Source organism: Bradyrhizobium sp. USDA 4502 (assembly GCF_054063355.1).
This window is the reverse complement of the sequence record NZ_JBSSGF010000001.1, coordinates 4,014,145-4,031,927: the sequence shown is the minus strand read 5'-3', so window position 1 is coordinate 4,031,927 and position 17,783 is coordinate 4,014,145. Positions and strand designations below refer to the sequence as shown.

Annotated in this window: 14 protein-coding genes and 2 pseudogenes; 6 read left to right on the top strand and 10 right to left on the bottom strand. The window is 57.1% G+C overall.

The window, feature by feature from the left end:
* Positions 1-183 precede the first annotated feature (183 nt).
* Entirely contained in the window at positions 184-1,011 is an 828-nt protein-coding gene (locus ACVW1B_RS18640) for a hypothetical protein (protein WP_456822007.1), read from the top strand.
* Positions 1,012-1,025: 14 nt separating this feature from the next.
* Here ACVW1B_RS18640 and ACVW1B_RS18635 read toward each other — a convergent pair whose 3' ends face one another.
* From ACVW1B_RS18635 to ACVW1B_RS18625, 3 genes and pseudogenes are all read right to left on the bottom strand, one after another.
* Complete coding sequence (locus tag ACVW1B_RS18635; RefSeq protein WP_456822006.1) at positions 1,026-1,253, bottom strand: type II toxin-antitoxin system YafQ family toxin; 228 nt, start codon at positions 1,251-1,253, stop codon at positions 1,026-1,028.
* A complete protein-coding gene (locus ACVW1B_RS18630) occupies positions 1,171-2,157 on the bottom strand; it encodes an RNA-guided endonuclease InsQ/TnpB family protein (RefSeq protein WP_456822005.1) in 987 nt (328 codons plus the stop codon). The genes ACVW1B_RS18635 and ACVW1B_RS18630 overlap by 83 nt, the downstream gene beginning before the upstream one ends.
* Positions 2,157-2,378 (bottom strand): annotated as a pseudogene (locus ACVW1B_RS18625) (helix-turn-helix domain-containing protein); the annotation flags it as partial. The gene ACVW1B_RS18630 and the pseudogene ACVW1B_RS18625, both read right to left, overlap by 1 nt.
* A 67-nt stretch (positions 2,379-2,445) precedes the next feature.
* Between ACVW1B_RS18625 and tnpA the strand changes: the two are divergent.
* Positions 2,446-2,870, top strand: a pseudogene (gene tnpA, locus ACVW1B_RS18620) (IS200/IS605 family transposase).
* 500 nt (positions 2,871-3,370) lie between these two features.
* On the top strand, positions 3,371-3,823 hold the full coding sequence (locus ACVW1B_RS18615; RefSeq protein WP_456822004.1) for a hypothetical protein: 453 nt from the start codon (positions 3,371-3,373) through the stop codon (positions 3,821-3,823).
* A gap of 208 nt (positions 3,824-4,031) precedes the next feature.
* Here the strand turns inward: ACVW1B_RS18615 and ACVW1B_RS18610 are convergent, their stop codons facing one another.
* The 4 genes from ACVW1B_RS18610 to ACVW1B_RS18595 form a co-directional block, all read right to left on the bottom strand.
* Positions 4,032-4,856, bottom strand: a complete 825-nt coding sequence (locus tag ACVW1B_RS18610) for an HNH endonuclease (RefSeq protein ID WP_456822003.1) — start codon at positions 4,854-4,856, stop codon at positions 4,032-4,034.
* The gene (locus ACVW1B_RS18605; protein ID WP_456822002.1) at positions 4,853-6,556 is read right to left on the bottom strand and encodes an AAA family ATPase; all 1,704 of its coding nucleotides are present in this window, start codon (positions 6,554-6,556) and stop codon (positions 4,853-4,855) included. Before ACVW1B_RS18605 ends, ACVW1B_RS18610 begins: the two co-directional genes overlap by 4 nt.
* A gap of 221 nt (positions 6,557-6,777) precedes the next feature.
* Entirely contained in the window at positions 6,778-6,993 is a 216-nt protein-coding gene (locus ACVW1B_RS18600; protein WP_456823046.1) for a DNA-binding protein, read from the bottom strand.
* Positions 6,994-8,520: 1,527 nt separating this feature from the next.
* Positions 8,521-9,318, bottom strand: coding sequence for a hypothetical protein (locus ACVW1B_RS18595; RefSeq protein WP_456822001.1), 798 nt, complete (start codon positions 9,316-9,318; stop codon positions 8,521-8,523).
* Between the two features lie 80 nt (positions 9,319-9,398).
* On the opposite strand from ACVW1B_RS18595, the gene ACVW1B_RS18590 reads away from it, so the two are divergent.
* Positions 9,399-11,774, top strand: coding sequence for a recombinase family protein (locus ACVW1B_RS18590; RefSeq protein ID WP_456822000.1), 2,376 nt, complete (start codon positions 9,399-9,401; stop codon positions 11,772-11,774).
* A 382-nt stretch (positions 11,775-12,156) separates the two neighbouring features.
* On the opposite strand, the gene ACVW1B_RS18585 is transcribed toward ACVW1B_RS18590, so the two are convergent.
* Positions 12,157-14,058 carry an AAA family ATPase gene (locus ACVW1B_RS18585; RefSeq protein ID WP_456821999.1) on the bottom strand — a complete coding sequence of 634 codons (1,902 nt, stop codon included), beginning with the start codon at positions 14,056-14,058 and terminating at the stop codon, positions 12,157-12,159.
* Positions 14,059-15,337: 1,279 nt separating this feature from the next.
* Here ACVW1B_RS18585 and ACVW1B_RS18580 point away from each other — a divergent pair.
* Positions 15,338-15,607, top strand: a complete 270-nt coding sequence (locus tag ACVW1B_RS18580) for a helix-turn-helix domain-containing protein (RefSeq protein ID WP_456821998.1) — start codon at positions 15,338-15,340, stop codon at positions 15,605-15,607.
* An 81-nt stretch (positions 15,608-15,688) separates the two neighbouring features.
* Here ACVW1B_RS18580 and ACVW1B_RS18575 read toward each other — a convergent pair whose 3' ends face one another.
* Entirely contained in the window at positions 15,689-15,961 is a 273-nt protein-coding gene (locus ACVW1B_RS18575) for a helix-turn-helix domain-containing protein (protein ID WP_456821997.1), read from the bottom strand.
* A gap of 937 nt (positions 15,962-16,898) precedes the next feature.
* On the opposite strand from ACVW1B_RS18575, the gene ACVW1B_RS18570 reads away from it, so the two are divergent.
* A complete protein-coding gene (locus tag ACVW1B_RS18570; RefSeq protein WP_456821996.1) occupies positions 16,899-17,309 on the top strand; it encodes an ACT domain-containing protein in 411 nt (136 codons plus the stop codon).
* 222 nt (positions 17,310-17,531) lie between these two features.
* On the opposite strand, the gene ACVW1B_RS18565 is transcribed toward ACVW1B_RS18570, so the two are convergent.
* Positions 17,532-17,684, bottom strand: a complete 153-nt coding sequence (locus ACVW1B_RS18565; RefSeq protein WP_456821995.1) for a hypothetical protein — start codon at positions 17,682-17,684, stop codon at positions 17,532-17,534.
* Between the last annotated feature and the right edge of the window lie 99 nt (positions 17,685-17,783).

The window sequence follows — 17,783 nt, the reverse complement described above, 5'->3', positions numbered from 1 at the left end:
ATGCGGCCTGATGACGGCACTTGTCAAGAATGTACGACTCAGCGACGCTTGATGCCTAAGGGTAGGGCACCTTCGACCTGTCGCCGGGTCAAACGCTCGTTTCAAGACTACATCGCAAACCGCATCTCACCCCGTGGGCTGCTGCGTAATCGGCGAACAGCTGGGCCCATAAGGAGGATGCACATGTTTGTGCTTCGCATTTCCGTGACCTTGCCTGTTGTTGAGAAGATCAAGGCGACACTCACCACCACTCTTCCAAACGTTAAGTCATCCCATCGGGTCGAAGCGCTGGGGCGCGGGCTTGGGTTTCGCACTTATGCTGCGTTGCGAGCGGCCGTCGAAGCCCCGGCGCCCCTGTCTGTCGCTGTGACCGGGGCCTCCTTTTCGGTTTACCTCAAAGCCCATGGTTTTGAGGTGGATCCAGTGCATCTCTACCGGGCGACGGCACAAGTGGCGATTCAAGGTGTGCTCGATAAGGCGCCGAGATTGAATATTCGCGGCATAGGCTTCGGCCGGCCCGGGCGCAATGCCGATGGTTCGCGGCAGACCCCGCAACAACACTATGCGGAATTCTTGGAGTGCCGCGGGGAATGTCTCGACACCTACGCGGCGGAAGCTTTCTTGCGGGCGTTGGCGCTGCTCGCTCGGGTCAAGGAAACCAAGACCGTCCGCTCCGGCACCGGCAGCTATCGGCTCAAGCACATCGCCGAAAACTATGCCTGCACCTATCCCGAAGGTGGAAAGCTTGGGCCAGCCTATGTGCCAAACGGTATGCTCATTGCAGCTGCCTTGCATTTGGGTTTCAAGCACAAGACGTTTATCGATGATCTCGGTTACGACACGCCGAATGCGGACTTCAACATGTCGAAAGCGGTCATCGAAGACCTCGATGCCGAGATTCGTCCCCAGAGCGGCTTTGCGCAAGACCGGGCGCGCAAGCGGGAAAGTAGGAGGCAACTCGAGGAAGCGCGCAAGCAGTCCGCCGCGATAAGGGCTTCACTTCGAAGCTAGTGCGATGGGACGATTTATTCCCCGAATAGATCGGAGTGCGTGCCTGTGCGGACTAGGACGAGTTCTTTGGCGCTGTTCTGATAAATCAAACACCAATCGCCCTGTACATGGCAGCCGCGATAATCCTCCCACGGCCCTTTTAGAGGATGATCGTCGTGACTACTCTCGGCCCTGAGGGGCCGAGCTTCCGCCCTCGCGGGCGTCTTCTTCCTGCTTCCGGCCGGTAGTCCGGCTCGATTCACAGGCCATCCCCGGAGGTCCTCCGGTTGAGTTGATTCCGAGTGCGAGGATGTTCCTTGCCGCATTGATGTCGGCATCGGACATCGCTCCGCAATTGGTACAAACAAAGTGGGAACGACTGATCCGGCTGGCCGCATCGACCGCCTGACAGCAGCTGCAGCGCCGCGAGGTCTCGGCTGGGTCAATGACGATGAGCCTCGAACCATACCACTGGCATTTGTATTCCAGCATGGTCCGGATCGTCCGCGGCGAGACCTCAAGCAGTACCCGGTTCTCGTTGGCCCGTTTCCTGACCAACGTCCCCGGGGCCTCGACCGTGCCGCGCCCGGTGTTGGTCATTTGCTTGACCTTCAGATCCTCGATGACGACCACACCGTGGTTCTTGGCGATGGTCGTGGTTGCCTTATGCGCCGCGTCCCTCCTGCGACGGGCACATCTGGCCTGCAACCTGGCCACTCTGCATTTGGCTTTCTCGCGATTGCGCGAAGCCTTCTGCCTTCGGGCGACCGTGCGCTGCGCGGTCGCTAGCCGCCGCCGGTCGGTGGGCGTCGTGCGCGGCAGGTCGATGACCGTCCGGTCGGACAAAACGATCGGCTGAGCGCTTCCGAGGTCGATCCCGATCGCTGGCCCCCGATTGGTAGGGATCTCCGCCTCGAGCTCCGTCTGCACCGAGGCGAACCACTCGCCGGCCACCGTCGAGATCGTGACATTCTTGACCTTGCCTCGGATAGGCCGGTGCATCACGCCCCCCGTCCAGCCCGCCTTCGGCAGGAAGATGCGCCTTTCCTCGAACTTGATCTGCTTCGGGTCCGGATAGCGGAAGCTGTCGTTCTGGCCTTTCCTGCGAAAAGTGGGGAAACCAGCGCGACCCCCGAAGAAATTGGCAAATGCCTTGTGCAGATCCATCACCGCCTGAGCCAGGGGATGATGGGCACCTCACGGAGGAAGCCGCATTGCTCCTTCAGGCCGGTCAGTTCCTTGATCTGATCGAACTGCGAGAGCCGTCTGGCATCGCTGCGCTCACGCTCGAGGATCTTCTGGTCGAGGCACAGATTGTAAACCAACCGGCAACAGCCGATCGTCCGCCGGAAGAGCTCTTCCTGGGAGGCGTCGGGGTAGATCCTGAAGCGATCGGCCTTGCGCTACAACATGGGCGGACCATGTTGGGCGGACTAGCAAGGGGCAAGCGAGACGATGCTCGAAACTGTGGAGTACCGAAAAGGCCGCAGTGCCGTGACGTCGCTGCACGTTCATCTCGTGTTTGTGACGAAGTATCGACGGAAGGTATTGAGCGACCGAGCCCTTTCTATACTTCGGAAGGACTTCGAAGAGGCCTGCGCAACTTCACGAGCGAAGCTGATCGAGGTTAACGGCGAAGAAGACCATGTCCATCTTCTTGTCAAATATGCTCCGACGCTACAACTCAGCCACTTCGTCAGCCGCCTCAAAGGATCTTCGTCGCGACGCCTGCGCGCACATCGTCTGTTAGAGGCGACCTCCAAGCTTTGGGGAGCCATCTCTGGAGTCCGAGCTAATTTGCCGCCTCCTGCGGAGGCCCGCCAATCGCCATCGTTCGGCAATATATCGAGAGCCAACGGCGCGCCTTGACCCGGCCCTGAAGGGCCAGGTTTGCGACGCGCAAGGGGATCAATACTGATATGACCAGCTCTTCGACGTCGACATGCTCGATCAGGAAGCGTCCTCAGGCGTCCTGTAGACGTTGAGGGTATCGATTTCGCCAAAAGTCTCGAGGCCACGCACGCCAGCTAGAGAGAACCTCATGCCAGTCATTCGAGGCATCGTCATTGTCGACAGCTTCGCGATGCCATTCCGGCGCGTTGCACCTTGAAAGCTTGCCGTTTTCAAGTTTGTAGAGCCTATCCAGATTGGACATTTGCTTAGCCTCACCGTTCCTGCCCGCTGATTCGGGAGTGACTGTTGGAGGTGAGGAATTTTCCCCGCAAGCCCTTCGTCTCCTTCTCGACAGCTTTTTGAAGTGCTTAAGCGCTGATTTCGCTGGCGATTTGGCAACCGCGGATTCAGGCTGTCCACTGGTTATCGAATCACTTGTCCAACGTGTCGTTGAGTTTGGCGTATCCAACCTACTTGGAGCCGCTCGATGCCGATTTATGCCGACGTTTTAAGGCGGGCCAAAGATCCCGACGTCTTTCTGTCGATCGCCAGGGAGCTCTACGATCTACCTGACGCAGGCTGGAAGCCATGGGAGGAGTGGAGGTTTCTGCCTAGCATGCTACGCAAACCGCAGGGGTACGTTTTCTCGGAAAACGAGCGACGAAAACTCGCAGAATTGTGCTGGTACGCAGAGGAAATCTACGGGCACGACGGCGTGACCGTTGAGCAGATGCTAGCAGTTTGTGCACAATACAGCGCCGATCTCGGGCCCAGCGAGGATTGGATCGTTCGCCTCACCAAGCGCAACGTCTTGTTCGTCAGGAGACGGCAGCTGCGTGACCTTGTCGCGCTATATCGGTTCTGCGGGATGCAGATTGCAAGCGTTGATCAATCTTTCGATCGCAGGGACAATGACGACAACGAACGCTCGGCAGCATAGCTGTGCAGCGGAGCGCTAGGTTGCGATACGCTTCGTAGTGGGAGGTGCCGCGGTCCTTCGATCGAATTGCTTTTGATCGACGCATCAGGCAATCGCCATCCGTCTTGCCGAATGGGCGCGGAGCTAGCGTGACACTGCGGCGAACGAGCCGAAGACGGCAGGACGCAACGACACCGCCCTAGGATGATAGTTGGCGTCATTTCTCCGGCTAAGATTTAGTCAGCACCGAGGCCTGTGACGCGATGAATACATGCGCTGCTGAATCTCCGAGGATGCCTCGATAGAAAGCAGTTTGCCATGCGTTCACCCCCATAGAGACTTGGCTGATCTTCAGAAGCGTCGCAACACCCGAATAAACGTCTAGCCTGGAAACCGGACCATGCATGTCCGTGAGATTTCGAATGATCTGGGGCAGCGTAACCCAGAGATTGGTGCACGCCCTGGTAAACTGAGGACCAAGAACGAAGCCTAAGTGGAACGTTAGACGTTTGAGAACAGCCGGCGGGTGAGTTGAATAGGGAATCGCCTCGAACGTAGCTGCTTGGTACGGAGAAACGACGCGTACCTGCCAGATGGCGGACTGAGCCAACGTATCGAAATAGGGGTGTAGGGGCCACTCGTCCGAACTCGCTCCTCGGTATTTGCGACCTTTTGCCCCGGAATTGCAGTGCGTGCATGCAGGCACCAAGTTGGCTGCCATGACCGAAAATTCGGGGAATGTTTCCTTGGGAAGAAAGTGGTCGAGAGTCCCAGTACCCGGAGATCCGCACATTGGACAGCTTGCCAGTTGCTGCTGACGGAGATCCTTGAGGCGCTTTCCGGCCTTCCGGTTCTCATAGAGCAACCGCTGCTCGTTGCCGATGTTTGGAGCAAACTTTGATTGATCAAGTGACCACGGATTCCCGCCGTGCGTACGGTACTCCTGATAGCATTGGGTCCATAAGGAATGCAGCGCGGACCAAGGTGGTTCTTTGCAAATGCTGAGCAAATAACTGTCGTCCTCGACAGAGGAGGGGGCACCCAAGGCAATCATTGCAAGCGATTTCGGAGCAGGTGAGCCACATAAGATAGAGTTTCCGGATTCAACTTCTCTCCATAGTTTTGAATGACGCTCTCAAGAGTGGCCCCAGGATCAAGCCGGCTTACCCAGGTTTTGAGCAAATCTTCATAGCGATGCGAAATATCACTATCGCCAAAAATGAACTGAGAGATGGAATCGATACTAGCGCCAAAGGTCTGGAGCCGAGGTTGATCAACTTCGACGGTCCGGCCATGGAGTGACAAAATCCGCACGCGCTGGCGCGGAACTTCCCTGACGATATAGGCTGAATGCGTGACGACAATCGCAACAGACCGCGTTGCCGCTAGCAGCGTGTGTAGAATTGACATGAAATCCGAAATGAAATTGGGGTGCAGATGCGTTTCTGGCTCATCGAACAGCAATAAGCAGCCCATCTCGATTGATCCAGCCGCTTGCGCTGCAAATCTCAGCATAGCGAGCTCGCCGCTACTTAGCGTTCTCGGAGCTTCCCCTAAGCCAAACGTTACTGGAGGTTTGGACCAATCAACGTTCCGTACCAAAAGCAGGCTGCGCTGTTCGTTCAGAGATTGAAACAGCGGGAAGTATTCTCGGCCATCCCAATATCTCGTTCCAGGCAAGTCATGACGGTCTGATTGAATCTTCAGAGGCAGATGGATTGACGATGACATCGGAAGCCGTGCGAGAGCGTGTTGCAATAAAGTCATCCGCGTGGATGCGGCAAACGGCGCGTTGATCTCGAGCGAGCCGAACCGCGTATCATCGCGGAGGCAGTCAATCAGAGCTCCCGTTAGCGCATCTTCTTCAATGTCGGTATTCCCGATCGTCGAGAAGTACTGGTAGTCAACGCCTTGCCAGGGCGGAATTGATTTGGGGTACGAATCGGAGGCGACTGACGAAAATACGAGCAGTCGATTGAAGGTCGGCGGTGGAGATAAAATTGCTTGGACGATCTGCCCATCGATCGATCGCTGAGACTCGATCAACTTCAGCAAAAGCTGAGTCTTGCCGGTACCATTGCGACCGATCAAAACAGAGACGCGATCGCGATGCAATTCGTCGGGATGAAAGTCGAATTCGACGAGGTACGGATTATCTGCTGAAAGTAGATTGGCGGACAGGGAAAAGCTGCTCGCCGCATCGATCACCTCAGGACGCGGCTCGCGCCGCAAATAGCGGCTACCATGACGAAACGCGATGTAGCTCGCACTGGATCGCAGTACGCCGAGATGGAAATTGTCACTATCGATGAGCTTCAGGCGCTCCGTGTCAGAGCCCTCGAGGCGCAGCACGACAGCGTCGCCAAGTTGCCTCAGTGCCGAGACGGCTCGCTCAAATCCTAGCAGGTCGACGATCCTCCGGTAATAACGGTCCTTGTCGAGGATGCTTACGTAGGGAATAAGGACAGACGAGCTCGGTAGCCATAGGTAATTGGCAAGTAGTTGGTCGAGAACGGCCGCAGTGTTGGACGCACCCGAGAACATGAAGTGCATCCCAATCTGCTCGGGGGCTTGCTGAGGAAGAAGCACGACGAGGCGGGCATAATGGTAGTTGCCGAAGTTGTTGAACGTGTTGTGATCAGGGATCACTGCAACCGCGGGACATTGAATCTGCGCTGCGATAGCTTCATTTGCGTTGCGAGCAAAAATGATCGGGATCGGAGCGTTGGCGGGGATAGGTTGAGAAAGGCTCATGCGAATTTGCTAAATGCGCTGCCCAGAAGCGTTACGGTCGGCGAGGAAATTGCCACTCCCACGGTGCGCGGTGAGATCTTCAGTTTCGATCTGCTCGCGTCGCTTGGCAATGGTCATTTTCACCTTCCTTTCGGCTTCAGCGAGGCCACACGTAGGCTGGCCGCGAGCGCATCCTTCGCTGCTTCCTGCGGCTGGCGCGCTCTGTGTAGAGCCCAAAAGGCTCAGTTCTTCTCCGAATCGGAGAACTTCGAACCTTCCCGGGCCTTGGCTAGGTCTCCGATAGCGACAGCAATGAACGAAGGGTCATCGCTCTGAAGCGCTGCTGCTAGATAGGCGGCCTGCTGATCCGGCGTTTTCAGGTAGTCTTGGACGTCGAACTTGGTTGTCTTAAGGGGCATATCAAACCTCCTTCGCAATCCGGCTTGGCCGTCCTGCATCACAACCACGCTGACTTCCTGAAGTCCAGGAGGGCATCATGTCGGCCAAGCTGTTGCACCGCAATGCCGCCGGGAAAGGCGACCTCCGGGATCCGAGGCGGCAAGGCCTGGGGTGCGGGCGGCGAGCGCTAATCCTCGCTGCTTGATGGCCTGGTGGACGTCCTCCCAAGCTCCGGCTTCGGCGAGCGCGAGATCCTTCCGCAGGCCGTCACGCCGGCAGTCGTTCAGGAATGCGCGGTCCTCGACGGAGCACCGGTATGGCAGGGTGACAGTCTGCATGCTCCTGCCGATTTGAAGGTCGACGCACGGTGAGACCTGATGCGCTAGACTTCATGCAAAAGTCATGATATGATAAAACATATAAAGTTTTGAAAAGCACGTGCTTTGCGAGCGAGAGGAGGGGGCCGAGAGCTGTCTCTCCTTACCGCATTGCTTCTGTCGCAGAGGCGTCGACGCCGGCGACGCGAAGGATCAAATCGCGAGCCTGTCCCGTTTCATCGGCAGAGTAGACGGTTGCCGCGGGCAATTGCGTCAGCTGAGCCTAGTCTAAGAGCCCGGCAGATTTGAGGGACGCTACCTCTTCGTCCGTGAGCTCACGCCGAGACCCGAGTGCAATACGTGTACCCTGGAGCCCGAGGCTGTTGTGGGCTGGATCTTCTGCTCCGCGCTGGTCAACCAGGATTGGTAGTCGTCGACCTGAACTATCGTCGGCAGCAACACGCAAACATGATCGTAGAACAACGAGAAGCCAAGGGCCTTCAGTAGCCAGTCTCGCCGCCGCTTTTCGTAGACCAGAGGATCTTGATGGGGGGCCAAACACTACGGCTGCATGGTTTCAAAGCGCTTGTCTGCGTCGCGACGATCGTAGCGGAAGTCGACGGAGCCTCGGCTGGATTTGAAGGATTCGGCTGAATTGGCCCCGCGTCGCCTTGGAAGACTTCACGGCTGTCCCAGGCTCCGCGCCTAGGCCTTGGTTTTGATCGCGCGTGCCCCTTCCGCCGGCTCCAGTCAAATCCTTGGTCGGCTCGCCGGTGGTACAAGCTCAAGTGGCAATCCGTCTGTGCGTGGCAGGTATCATCGACGCGATACGATGCTGTCATCGCGTCAGCCTCAATGCGCGGCCGGCATATTTCATAGGCGCGCGAGAGAGAGGTGTCTTTCGTCCTAAGAGGATTCGGCGTTCATGCTCACACGAGAAAAAACGATTCTTCCGTCGGCCCAGATCATTCGCGAGTTCCCTCCGCTCTTGCCAGGTCCGCCATAGTGGATGCCTTCTCGCTGACGTTTGGAAAATAGAGGTGTGTTATGTTCAATCACTACAATGTTCGAATCGAGTTCAGATGCTACGATCCGATGCCCGAGCAGAGCGTCGATCTCACAAAGCCTACGCCGGAGGAGCTTCTAAATGCCTTCGCGAAAGCTCTAGGCGAGTATATGGCTTATCTCGATGCATAGAAGGCTGTGCAGTTCGGCTACGCAAGCGAGGAGCAATCCGGGGTAAAGGGGCCGTGGGTTTGATCAACGTAGTCAGGTCGCTGAGGCTGGCGCCAGTTTTCCAACTGCAACATTCAGTAGTTCGACTTGATCCAGATCGACAGGGCTTCTTTTCTTGAGTTTAAGGAGAGAAGTCCGATCGACGCGAGATGCGTTCGACTTCCAGCGGGAATAATCCTTGGCAGCGTCGGGATCAGGCACCACTACAAACACCAAGTTATAGAAGTAAGTTAGGCCTACCGCCTTTAGCATCCAGTCTTGCCGCCGCTTTTGGTAGATCGTTCGGTTCTGATATGGGCCGACAACAAGCACAGCAATTTTGCCGTGTTCAGGATGCGTATATCGAAAGTCTACATGCAAGTCGTCCTTGATGCCCTTGTCCTTCGTTGAAAGACCCGGGCCGATTCGTCTCTCTATTTCTAACCTGGCGAAAGGCTCTACGCGTTCTTTGAAAGAACGAGCCAAGGATTCGCCTTTTGCGAGTTTTGGCGCGGCTCGTTTGCTGCTTCGCATCTCCTGCGCAAGCTGGCGAGCGCTTAGCTTTCCTAGGCGCCACTCGTCGAGAGCGGCCGTTGCGCGCATCGGGCTGAACGACCACCAACGCGCAACTGTCTCGACTACTGTCATAGGCGAGTCCTTGAGCACCTCATAGATGTTCGGATGCAACTGTTCGGCCCATTCTAGAAACTCAAGAGCTACAATCGCTCGACGAACCGTGTTCACGTCCACGCTTCTTCCGGCTCGCCGGAGGGCCGTTTCAATATCGCCGTGCCGCGCCGAGCGAAGGTTTTGCCTCGCCCGGACCGCCACCTTCTTCCAGTCCCAGACCATTTGGATCACGCTCCTGGCGCCGAATGTACGCAAATCAGGGGGTGGCGGAGCTACTTTTATTGAGTTAGTATTCACAAATCATGGCTTATGCGATTACGATAAACGCGCCCGTGGGGTTCGGTGCGGTCGACATGTCGGCCATATCGAAGCCTGGAGAGACGCGCGTAGTTCCTCGTGCGAAGCCGGAACCGATACGGCCCGACTTGCCGCAAACAGCTCCGCAAATCAAAGATTTGCATGCAAGGCGCGGAAGAGAGGAAAACTTCAAGCAAAAGACACTTGCCAGAATGCCTGCTGGTTGGCTGGGCGATGTGCCGGATGATCCCCAGCCCGCCGAAATGGCAGGCCCAGAGCCGATGGCGCTATACCGCCGGTACTCCACGCTAGATCAGAAAGAGAGTTCGTTCGACCGGCAGGCGGGCGGCGTAGAGAACTACGCCCGAAATAACAATGGTTACATCCGCTTCCTTTACGAGGACAAAGGGAAGAGTGGTGCATACAAAGCCGGGCGGGACGGCTTGCTGCGTATGATGAGGGACGCAAAACAGGGACTATTCAAGAAGCTGATACTCGAGTTCGGCAACCGGCTTGCGCGTGACCTTGGCCTGACAAGTTCGGTGTTTAGGGAGTTGCGAAGCTATGGCGTTGAAATTCACACGCCCCAGGAAGGAAAGTGGCATCTGCTTCATGCGGCATTCAATGGTGTCATGGGGGAGGAGGCCAGAGAGCAACTCAAGATGTGGACGCGGGCGGGAATTGAGCGCTGCGTTCTCGACGCAAAGTGGCCCGGCCGCCCAGCATACGCCTTCAAGAAGGTCCTTGGCTTTCCGGGGGAAATGGAGGTTGTCGACGAAGAAGCTGATGTTGTCAGAGATATGTTTGGCTGGAACTACGTTGGAATTCCCCCGGCTGAAATTCAGAGGATTCTGAATTCGAAGGGAATTCCTTCGCCTGAAGGAAAGCTTTGGTCGATTACTCAGGTGTGCGCAATCTTGCGCAATCCGATCTACATCGGACTGATATTTTACTTCCGGACGAAGACCGAGACGATTGAAACCGACACGTATCGCCTTCTGAGGAAGGTTGAAAAGACTGCAATCTCAAAATGGCGAATTGCGGAACGAGTGGACTGGCGTATCGTCGACGTCGAAGTTTGGAATACCGTTCAGCGCCACCTGCGACCTCGGAGCAAAGGCCGAAGACGAGTCGCCAAGCGAATCTTGTCGGGTCTCCTATACTGCGGTCATTGCGACAGTCCTCTGCATTTTCACGCACGACGTACTGAACACGTGAGAATGTATTGCTCCGATCGCGCGCGGAGCCGGGATGAAAACTACAAGAAGAAAGCGAAGGGCTGTAGTTCTAGTACGACCGTTCTTCTGCAGTGTATTGAGATCGTCGTCCTTAACGCTGCCGCAGAAAGGTTAGCTGTTGGTGGGGTACATGCGATCGTTGAGCAGGCTCACAAGGAATCGCTTGGACGACGTTTCAAGGATTCCAACGCAGAGCGCATTCGCCTTGAAAAGGCGAGGGACGAGATTGTTGAAAAGCTTAAAGCGACATTCGAGGCCGCATACACCAAGTCGATGCCGGAGTTCGCAATTGGATCGCTTCGCGAGGATCTGAACGCGAAGTTCGAGCGGAACGCTTTTGAACTCGCCGCGGTGCCGGTCGCTGAGGTCCACGATCACCCACTGCTAAAGGCTGACTTCGGAAAGATCCGGCACTTCCTTGAGCAGTTCCCCTATTGCAAAGATTTTGACGGCACAGACCTCGAGGAAGCGACCCTCGTCGCGCAATTCCAGGCGCTGATCGAGCGCGTTGAAGTAAAGCCGATCAGTTCCAGGAGTTTTGATCTAACGATACGTGGGCCACTCGCTCACATCGGCAGCAAGGAATCCAATCCGACCCTCCGAATTTCAGCGCGCGACGTGGAGCTTAAGGTACCTCGGGGGCGGGCCGAACTTGAGAAAGAGCGCTTTCGAAAGGAAGTGAGATTTGCTGATTTGGCCATCACCGATGATGAATGGCGGGCGATGGCGCCCCATCTTCCTCGCGAACCAATTTGGATCGAAGGGCATCCTGAGCCCATCGAGCTGCGCACCGTTTTGAACCTGCATCTTTTTAGGAAAAGGAAGAACGTCGACTTTTCCGATATGCTTGCGAGCCGGCGGGCCTCTGTGTTCATGGGGGTGTCGATTCGCCTGCTTCGTTTCGCGATCGAGGTAGCCAACTATTGGCACGTCATTGATCTTTTTGCTGACGTGGCTGGCGAGCGCGCACCTCGATTGTTGGAAGGCATCAACGTTCGGATGAGAGGCCGTCGGAGCGGAAAATTCGAGAATATTCCCAGTGCTTTTGATCGGCGAAATCTTCTAAAGAAGCCGCGCGCCCTCGACCCGACGGCCATCTGCCGCGTACCCACCCGCTTCGACTTGGACACTGTTCTCGACTGAGGATAGCTCCCATTGGGCCGTAGTAAGCTCGAACTCGTCGAGACCGGCGTCCGCGCCGTATTCCTCCTCCCATAAACAGAGCGGCTAGGGCTGCGCGCACCCTGGAATTTTGCTGATTCAGCTGTTCGAAAACGGCAAGGTACGTTGGAGGACCTTGGGCTTTTCGAACAAACAAATTCTGCAAGAAAGATGCGTAATACTGCCAAATGCCCGTGGTTGGGGACGGTGCTGGTAGCATTTAGTGTGTTTGTGGGGTTTTTCTGATGTCGACCCAGGGATTCGGGAGCAGGTGTTCGCCTGCACGGAGTAGTCCGTGGGCGTTGTCCAGAGGGACGTCTCCGCTTGACGGATTGGCTTCGCTCTGTTGGGGGCTCGCCGATATTTATGCTCGTCCCCGCGGTTCGGCGGCTGCCGCAATGAGAGCGGCAGCTGCGTGGCCGTCGATCCGCCCATTGCTCCGTAGATGATCAGCGATGCCGGAGAGCGCCTGTCGATGCCTCTTCAATAGAGCCTTACAGGACCTGGAAGCCAACTGGAGTTCACGAGCGATTGCGGTACGGACTTCAGGGTATTGCAGGAAGAAGCGGGCGGTTGCGCTCGATCCGAGATAAGTGAGATGTCCAGCTAGCCCAAGCGATCCGACCATGGTGGCTGCGAGCCTGGTTGCCAGATCGAGGTCACAGTCGGTTGCGCCACCGGCGCCGTGCCCTGCAGCGCCCAGTAAAGTTTCTTCCGCCAGACGTCCGGCCAACGTTATCTCGAGCTGCTGCACATAATCCGCCCGGGTACCATCAGGTTCGGCTGCTCGCCGGCGCAGAGTGTTGCCGCCGCGCCCGCCCGCAGCCGCGGAGGTTGCAAGGATTCCCTCGGGTCCGCAACGAAGGACGTCGACAAGAATGTGTCCGGCTTCGTGAATGCAGTGGCGCCAGAGTATCTGCGGGGTACGATCGTCGCCAACGAGCGCTCGTCGGAGATCGTCCACGGTCAGAGCGCGTTTGGTCAGCCGCGCAATGCGCCGCGAGTCCTTCACGACGCGTTCAATGTCGGCGCCGGTGAGGCCGGCGGCCGCTTCGGCCAGGGGCTTCAGGTCGGCGGCATGCAGGTCTTCACGCAGTCGTACTCGCAGCATCTGTTCGAGTTCGTTGGTGTCCGGGAGCCCGATACGGATAATCTTGTCGCAGCGCCCGGCGCGCAGGAGGGCAGGGTCGCACTGATCAAGCGCGTTGCTTGCCGAGATGAGAATTAGTCCTTCACGGCCGGCGATTCCGTCAATTTCGGCAAGCAGCCCGTTTATGACGTTTCTTAGATACCGATGCCCGTGGCGGTCATCGCTATTTCTGTCGGTAAATGAATCAATCTCGTCGATGAAGACGAGAGAGGGGATCTGGGCTCGGGCTGCTGCGAAGTCGGCCTGCATGGCGCGCATGAAATGACCCAGGTGCCCTTCGTCGGTGCCCTGCCATTTTGCGTAGGAGCAGGCGATTAGCCGCAAATTTGCGGCGCGGGCGAATGCGTTGGCAAAGAGCGTCTTTCCCGTACCGGGTGGACCCCATAGGGCCACCGACGAAGCAACTTCACTCCAGGGAATGTCCCCGTTTCGCCACGCGGTCAGGTCCGCGATAGCAGCCTCGGCCCAGGTGCGCGCTTCCCCAAGGCCGTGTATCTCGGAGAGTGCGATGTCGCGCGACGCTCGCGTCGTATCCTTGAGGGCGATGACCCGGCCAAGCTCCTCGATGCATTGCTCCGGCGTTCGGCCAAACCGGAGCGCGACGACGAGATCCTCGATGCCAATCCGCTCTGCTAGATCGGCATCCAAGGTCGCTTTGCACGGCTTTCCAGTCACGATACTGATCGTCCGGCTGATTGTAAGAGGATCAAGCTGAGGAAGTGCGATCCGCTCACGCGCCGCCCTGACAATAACGGCCGGCAAATGCGTGGTTGCAAGCGGCGTGATTGCGATGAAAGGGAGCCCCATGGAGAGCGCGCGAGCGGATCTCTGTTCGATCATACGTTTGGTCAAGGGCGCTGGAGGCTCATTGATGATCAGGAAGACAGCATCGACCTGCTGACGGGATGGCGCATCTGTCATGACATTCAGGAGGGGGCGTGATCCGGCAAAGAGGATGTCCTGCCAAACGGATGCTACACAATCGAAGGTTTGTAGATCGGCGACGTCGATCGTGATCACCGGCGCGGCAGTGCGCAAGGCGTCCGTGAGGCCGGCCCTGCTGTCGATCGCGCGAGCAAGCAACAAACCGGCCGCGATCCTGCCGGGGGCGACCATTGTCCAATCGGCCCTCGGGTCGGGATTGGTGGAACCCGCGCTACGCCTAAAGCGTGCGGCATCATACCAGAACTTTCGGTATGCAAGTTCGACGCACGTCCCACTTGCCGCGCCGTCAGGAGGGATGCTGCCGGCATCTGAGAAGCGTTGCGTCTGACAAATGTGCTTTGACCGCTGGCGTGACATTTTCCGACCTCGACAACGACTGAACCCGATGACTTCATCTGCTTGCAGCGCGCATTTGCCGCGTTCGTTGACCGCAGCTCCAAGTTCGCGACGTACGCGACCATCACTCCCCGAATTTGAACGAAGCCGGCAGCAAAAGCCGGCTGTGTCCAAACTCCAGTAGGAGCACGGGACTCTTCCGTCAGGTGGAGTTCGCGATTATGCGACGTGGCTCATTTTGACCTGCTGGAGAGATCAAGAGAGGGAAGGTTGGCCTGATCCTGAGGAAGAGCTTTCTGGCACTGAAGTCAATTTCGATTGACGAGTGAGCCAACTGTCCGAGATCACCTGGCTGGAAAAGGACCCTACGCCGACTTGCGGTACAACGGCTGCGATTAGCAACGCAGCCGCCGCGTTGCCCTCAATCGCAGTGCAGAGGACTGCAGTCATCGCAAGGTCCATTAACAAGGGCGACATCCCACGCCTGCGGATGCGGAGCGCTACTCCGAGGGCCACTGCTGGATCGCCGGAGGCTGCGAGGTGCCAGTGCGGTTCACCGATGACACCTGTCCGGCTCAGGAAGTGTCGTGCGATGGTGACGTCGACCTTTTTGAAGTCGCTCGCAACTCGAGTTCGCCACCAACTGAGAGGGTGGGGAAGAGACTTGCGATCCGGCATGCGCCTTCCGGTGCCTCCGGATTTCCGGGGACTAAGTGTGTGCCAACGCGAGGGCTTGTTCGGGAGTTTTGATGCATTCGGCAGAAGTAGGCGACGCATGACGGTGTCCCTTCAGATGTGATAAATCATATGGGTCGCAACGCAGTTGACCTTCGAATGCAATCAAGCATTCGCAGTCCTTCATCAAGTTGTGGATTCCCAGGTGGGTAGGATCAGAGCGATTGCGCCAGAGCTTCATCGTACAGCCGCGCGGGGGATTTCTTCCAGCTACTCCGAGCCGGATAACGTCCCTTTCAAGGATTCGAATGTATCCTCGAAAAATGCGGTTCTGATCTTGGTATCCGCTCCAGGCCGCCCCGCGGCACCGGAAGGGTATGGTTTACGATTTCCTTAAATTTAGCACGGAAATCCGAAATGTCCTGTTCTACAGTGAGTTATGGTTAACGCGCCGGAAATCACGGCGGCCCAGGTGCGGGCGGCGCGGGGCTGGCTCGGCTGGACCCAGGACGAACTCGCTCGAAGATCCCAGGTCAGCCAGCGATCGCTTGCTCGGTTCGAGCTTGGTGTCTCTGTGCCGCACTCTGGCACGCTAGCGAAGATCCGCGCGGCTTTCGAAGCCGAAGGCGTCGGCTTTGAGTTCAATGAACGCAAGGCGAGTGGCATCTCTTTTCAGCCGGCGGACAGGATCGTCCTGCCAAACGGCTAGGTCGGCTCGGCATCGACCTGTCCGCAGAAAGGCCTGGCGGCCCATCACAATGTGTAGGTGCTCGCTCCAGAAGGACAGGTGCTACTCGTCGCCTGCCTTTGGGGGGCGTGGATCAAACAGGTCGATGAAGCGCACGCCCAGGCAGCCGGCGATAGTCTCGAGGGTTTGAAGGGTAGGGTTGGCGCGGGTGTTCTCAATCAGGCTAATCGCCATCTGCTCAATCTGAGCTTTGGCGGCCAACTCGTCCTGGGTCCAGCCTTTGGCTTTACGCAGACGCCTGACGTTGCGACCCAGCGCCTTGGCGACAGGCGAGCTATTTGCCGGGAATCGCTGATCGAATCCTGATCGTGCCATCGTTGGGCACGGTCGGAACTCCAAGTTGGTTAGTCCATATGATGTATCACATATTGCGATTTCGCTGAGCTCGGTTGAACCGGACTATCCGTTGCGTTGGTCCGCGGGCGTGGCGATCAGCAGCACATTTGGGCTCGAGGGCTCGCCGAGACGACTTGATCGGCGGCCGGCGTCTCCGAGTCGTTAAGCACTGGTAAATCGACCGAAAGATTTGGCGCGCGGATGATTTCGCGACTCGGGGTATGTCTTGAGGGTCGGTTTGAAGAGAGGAACTGCCATGTCGGTCGTCAGTAGGACGAACAGCGACTCAAAGTGCGCACAGTGCCTTGTCTACATCGTCGTCGCTGGTTCGACGCTGGCAAGCATGGCGGTCCTGCTTGCAGAGACACTTCCAGCTCTATTTCAGAACTGTGGCTGATCAAACACCGGAGCTCGGCCGGGATTGCTCGATCTGAAAGACTCATCCAAAGCAGATCGAGGTCCAACGGGACGAAGACCTTCTCTCACCAATCGGGGCGCAAAATGCGGAAAGCAGTTCGAGACCTTCCTGCAAATGGTTACGCAATTCTGATCGATGGCTGTGTGAAGACTGAATTTGCGACGAGAGATGGCGTCGAGAACGGTGCAAGGGACCTAAAGCGACGTTTTCCGCGGCTTCAGGTCAAGATCTATGACGCGCAGGCGAGGGCAGATCACGAGGTCAGCGCCTGCTGAGGCGACAGCGCTAATCTGCCTTCGAGACTATGCTGACTTGGTATGGCGGTGTACCCATAAGCTCGTCGGTGTGATGCGACGAAGGCTACGTCCGCTTTGTCCTCAAAGCGACTAGGTTTTTACGACATCGCAGTATGTCGCAATGGGCCAGCTGCAGATATCCTGTTGTATGGGGTTAGTTGGGCTGTAAACTCGAAAACGAACAGCGGCGGCTCAATTGCAAATGGCGAGCGAACTCGATCTTCAAGCGCTCTTGATCGACATGAAGCCGGAAATGCAGCCGGGCATTTTCGTATTTTGTACGGTTTTGAAAGAGAGGGAAATTCCAGCGACGACCAGGCCGCTCCTTACTTTCCGTGAGCGCGAGGGAATGACACTTATCGTCCGGCAGGAGGAAGCCGAAAGCCTGGGTCTCGCTTACCAGTTTGTATCGCGTCTAATCACTCTGACCGTTCATTCCTCGCTTGAGGCGGTCGGTTTTCTGGCAGCGATCACCGCGCGGCTTGCTGAAGCCGGAATAAGCGTGAATGCGGTATCGGCGTTTTACCACGATCACCTGTTTGTACCCCATAACAGGGCCGATGAAGCTCTGGCTCGGCTGCAAGAGATGACGCGAAAGCCCGCCGCCCACTGATACGGCATCTTTGGGCATTTTCGGGAGTTGTCGGCAAGTTAATGTCTGCGTCTGCCCGTATGGCTATCCGCGCCTGGCTTTTCGCAATGAAGCCGCGAATTTCGTGGCTACCGCCGGAACGCAAATCTGATCGAGCACGAACTCAAGACGCTTCTTCACGCTTCTTCAAAGCGAGCGCTGATTGTCTCGCGTGTTACTCAGTCTTTAGGGCCAGCCGCGCAATCAGTCGGCGAGCCTCCGAATCTCGACGATGCGCCAGCGAGCACCGTCAAAGCACTTCTCTGCAACAATACGGGCCGAATCCTCATTGGCCGCTTTCAGATCAGTCTTGAGGCGCTTTTCGCCATCAGCGAGCTGAACTCGGAACGTTGCCATAGGGGCTCCCATTCATGATTGGCCCATTGGGCAGCATCACAGGTTCCGGAACATTATCCTGATTCCACGGCTCGCGATACGGGACGCCGAGCCGTCACT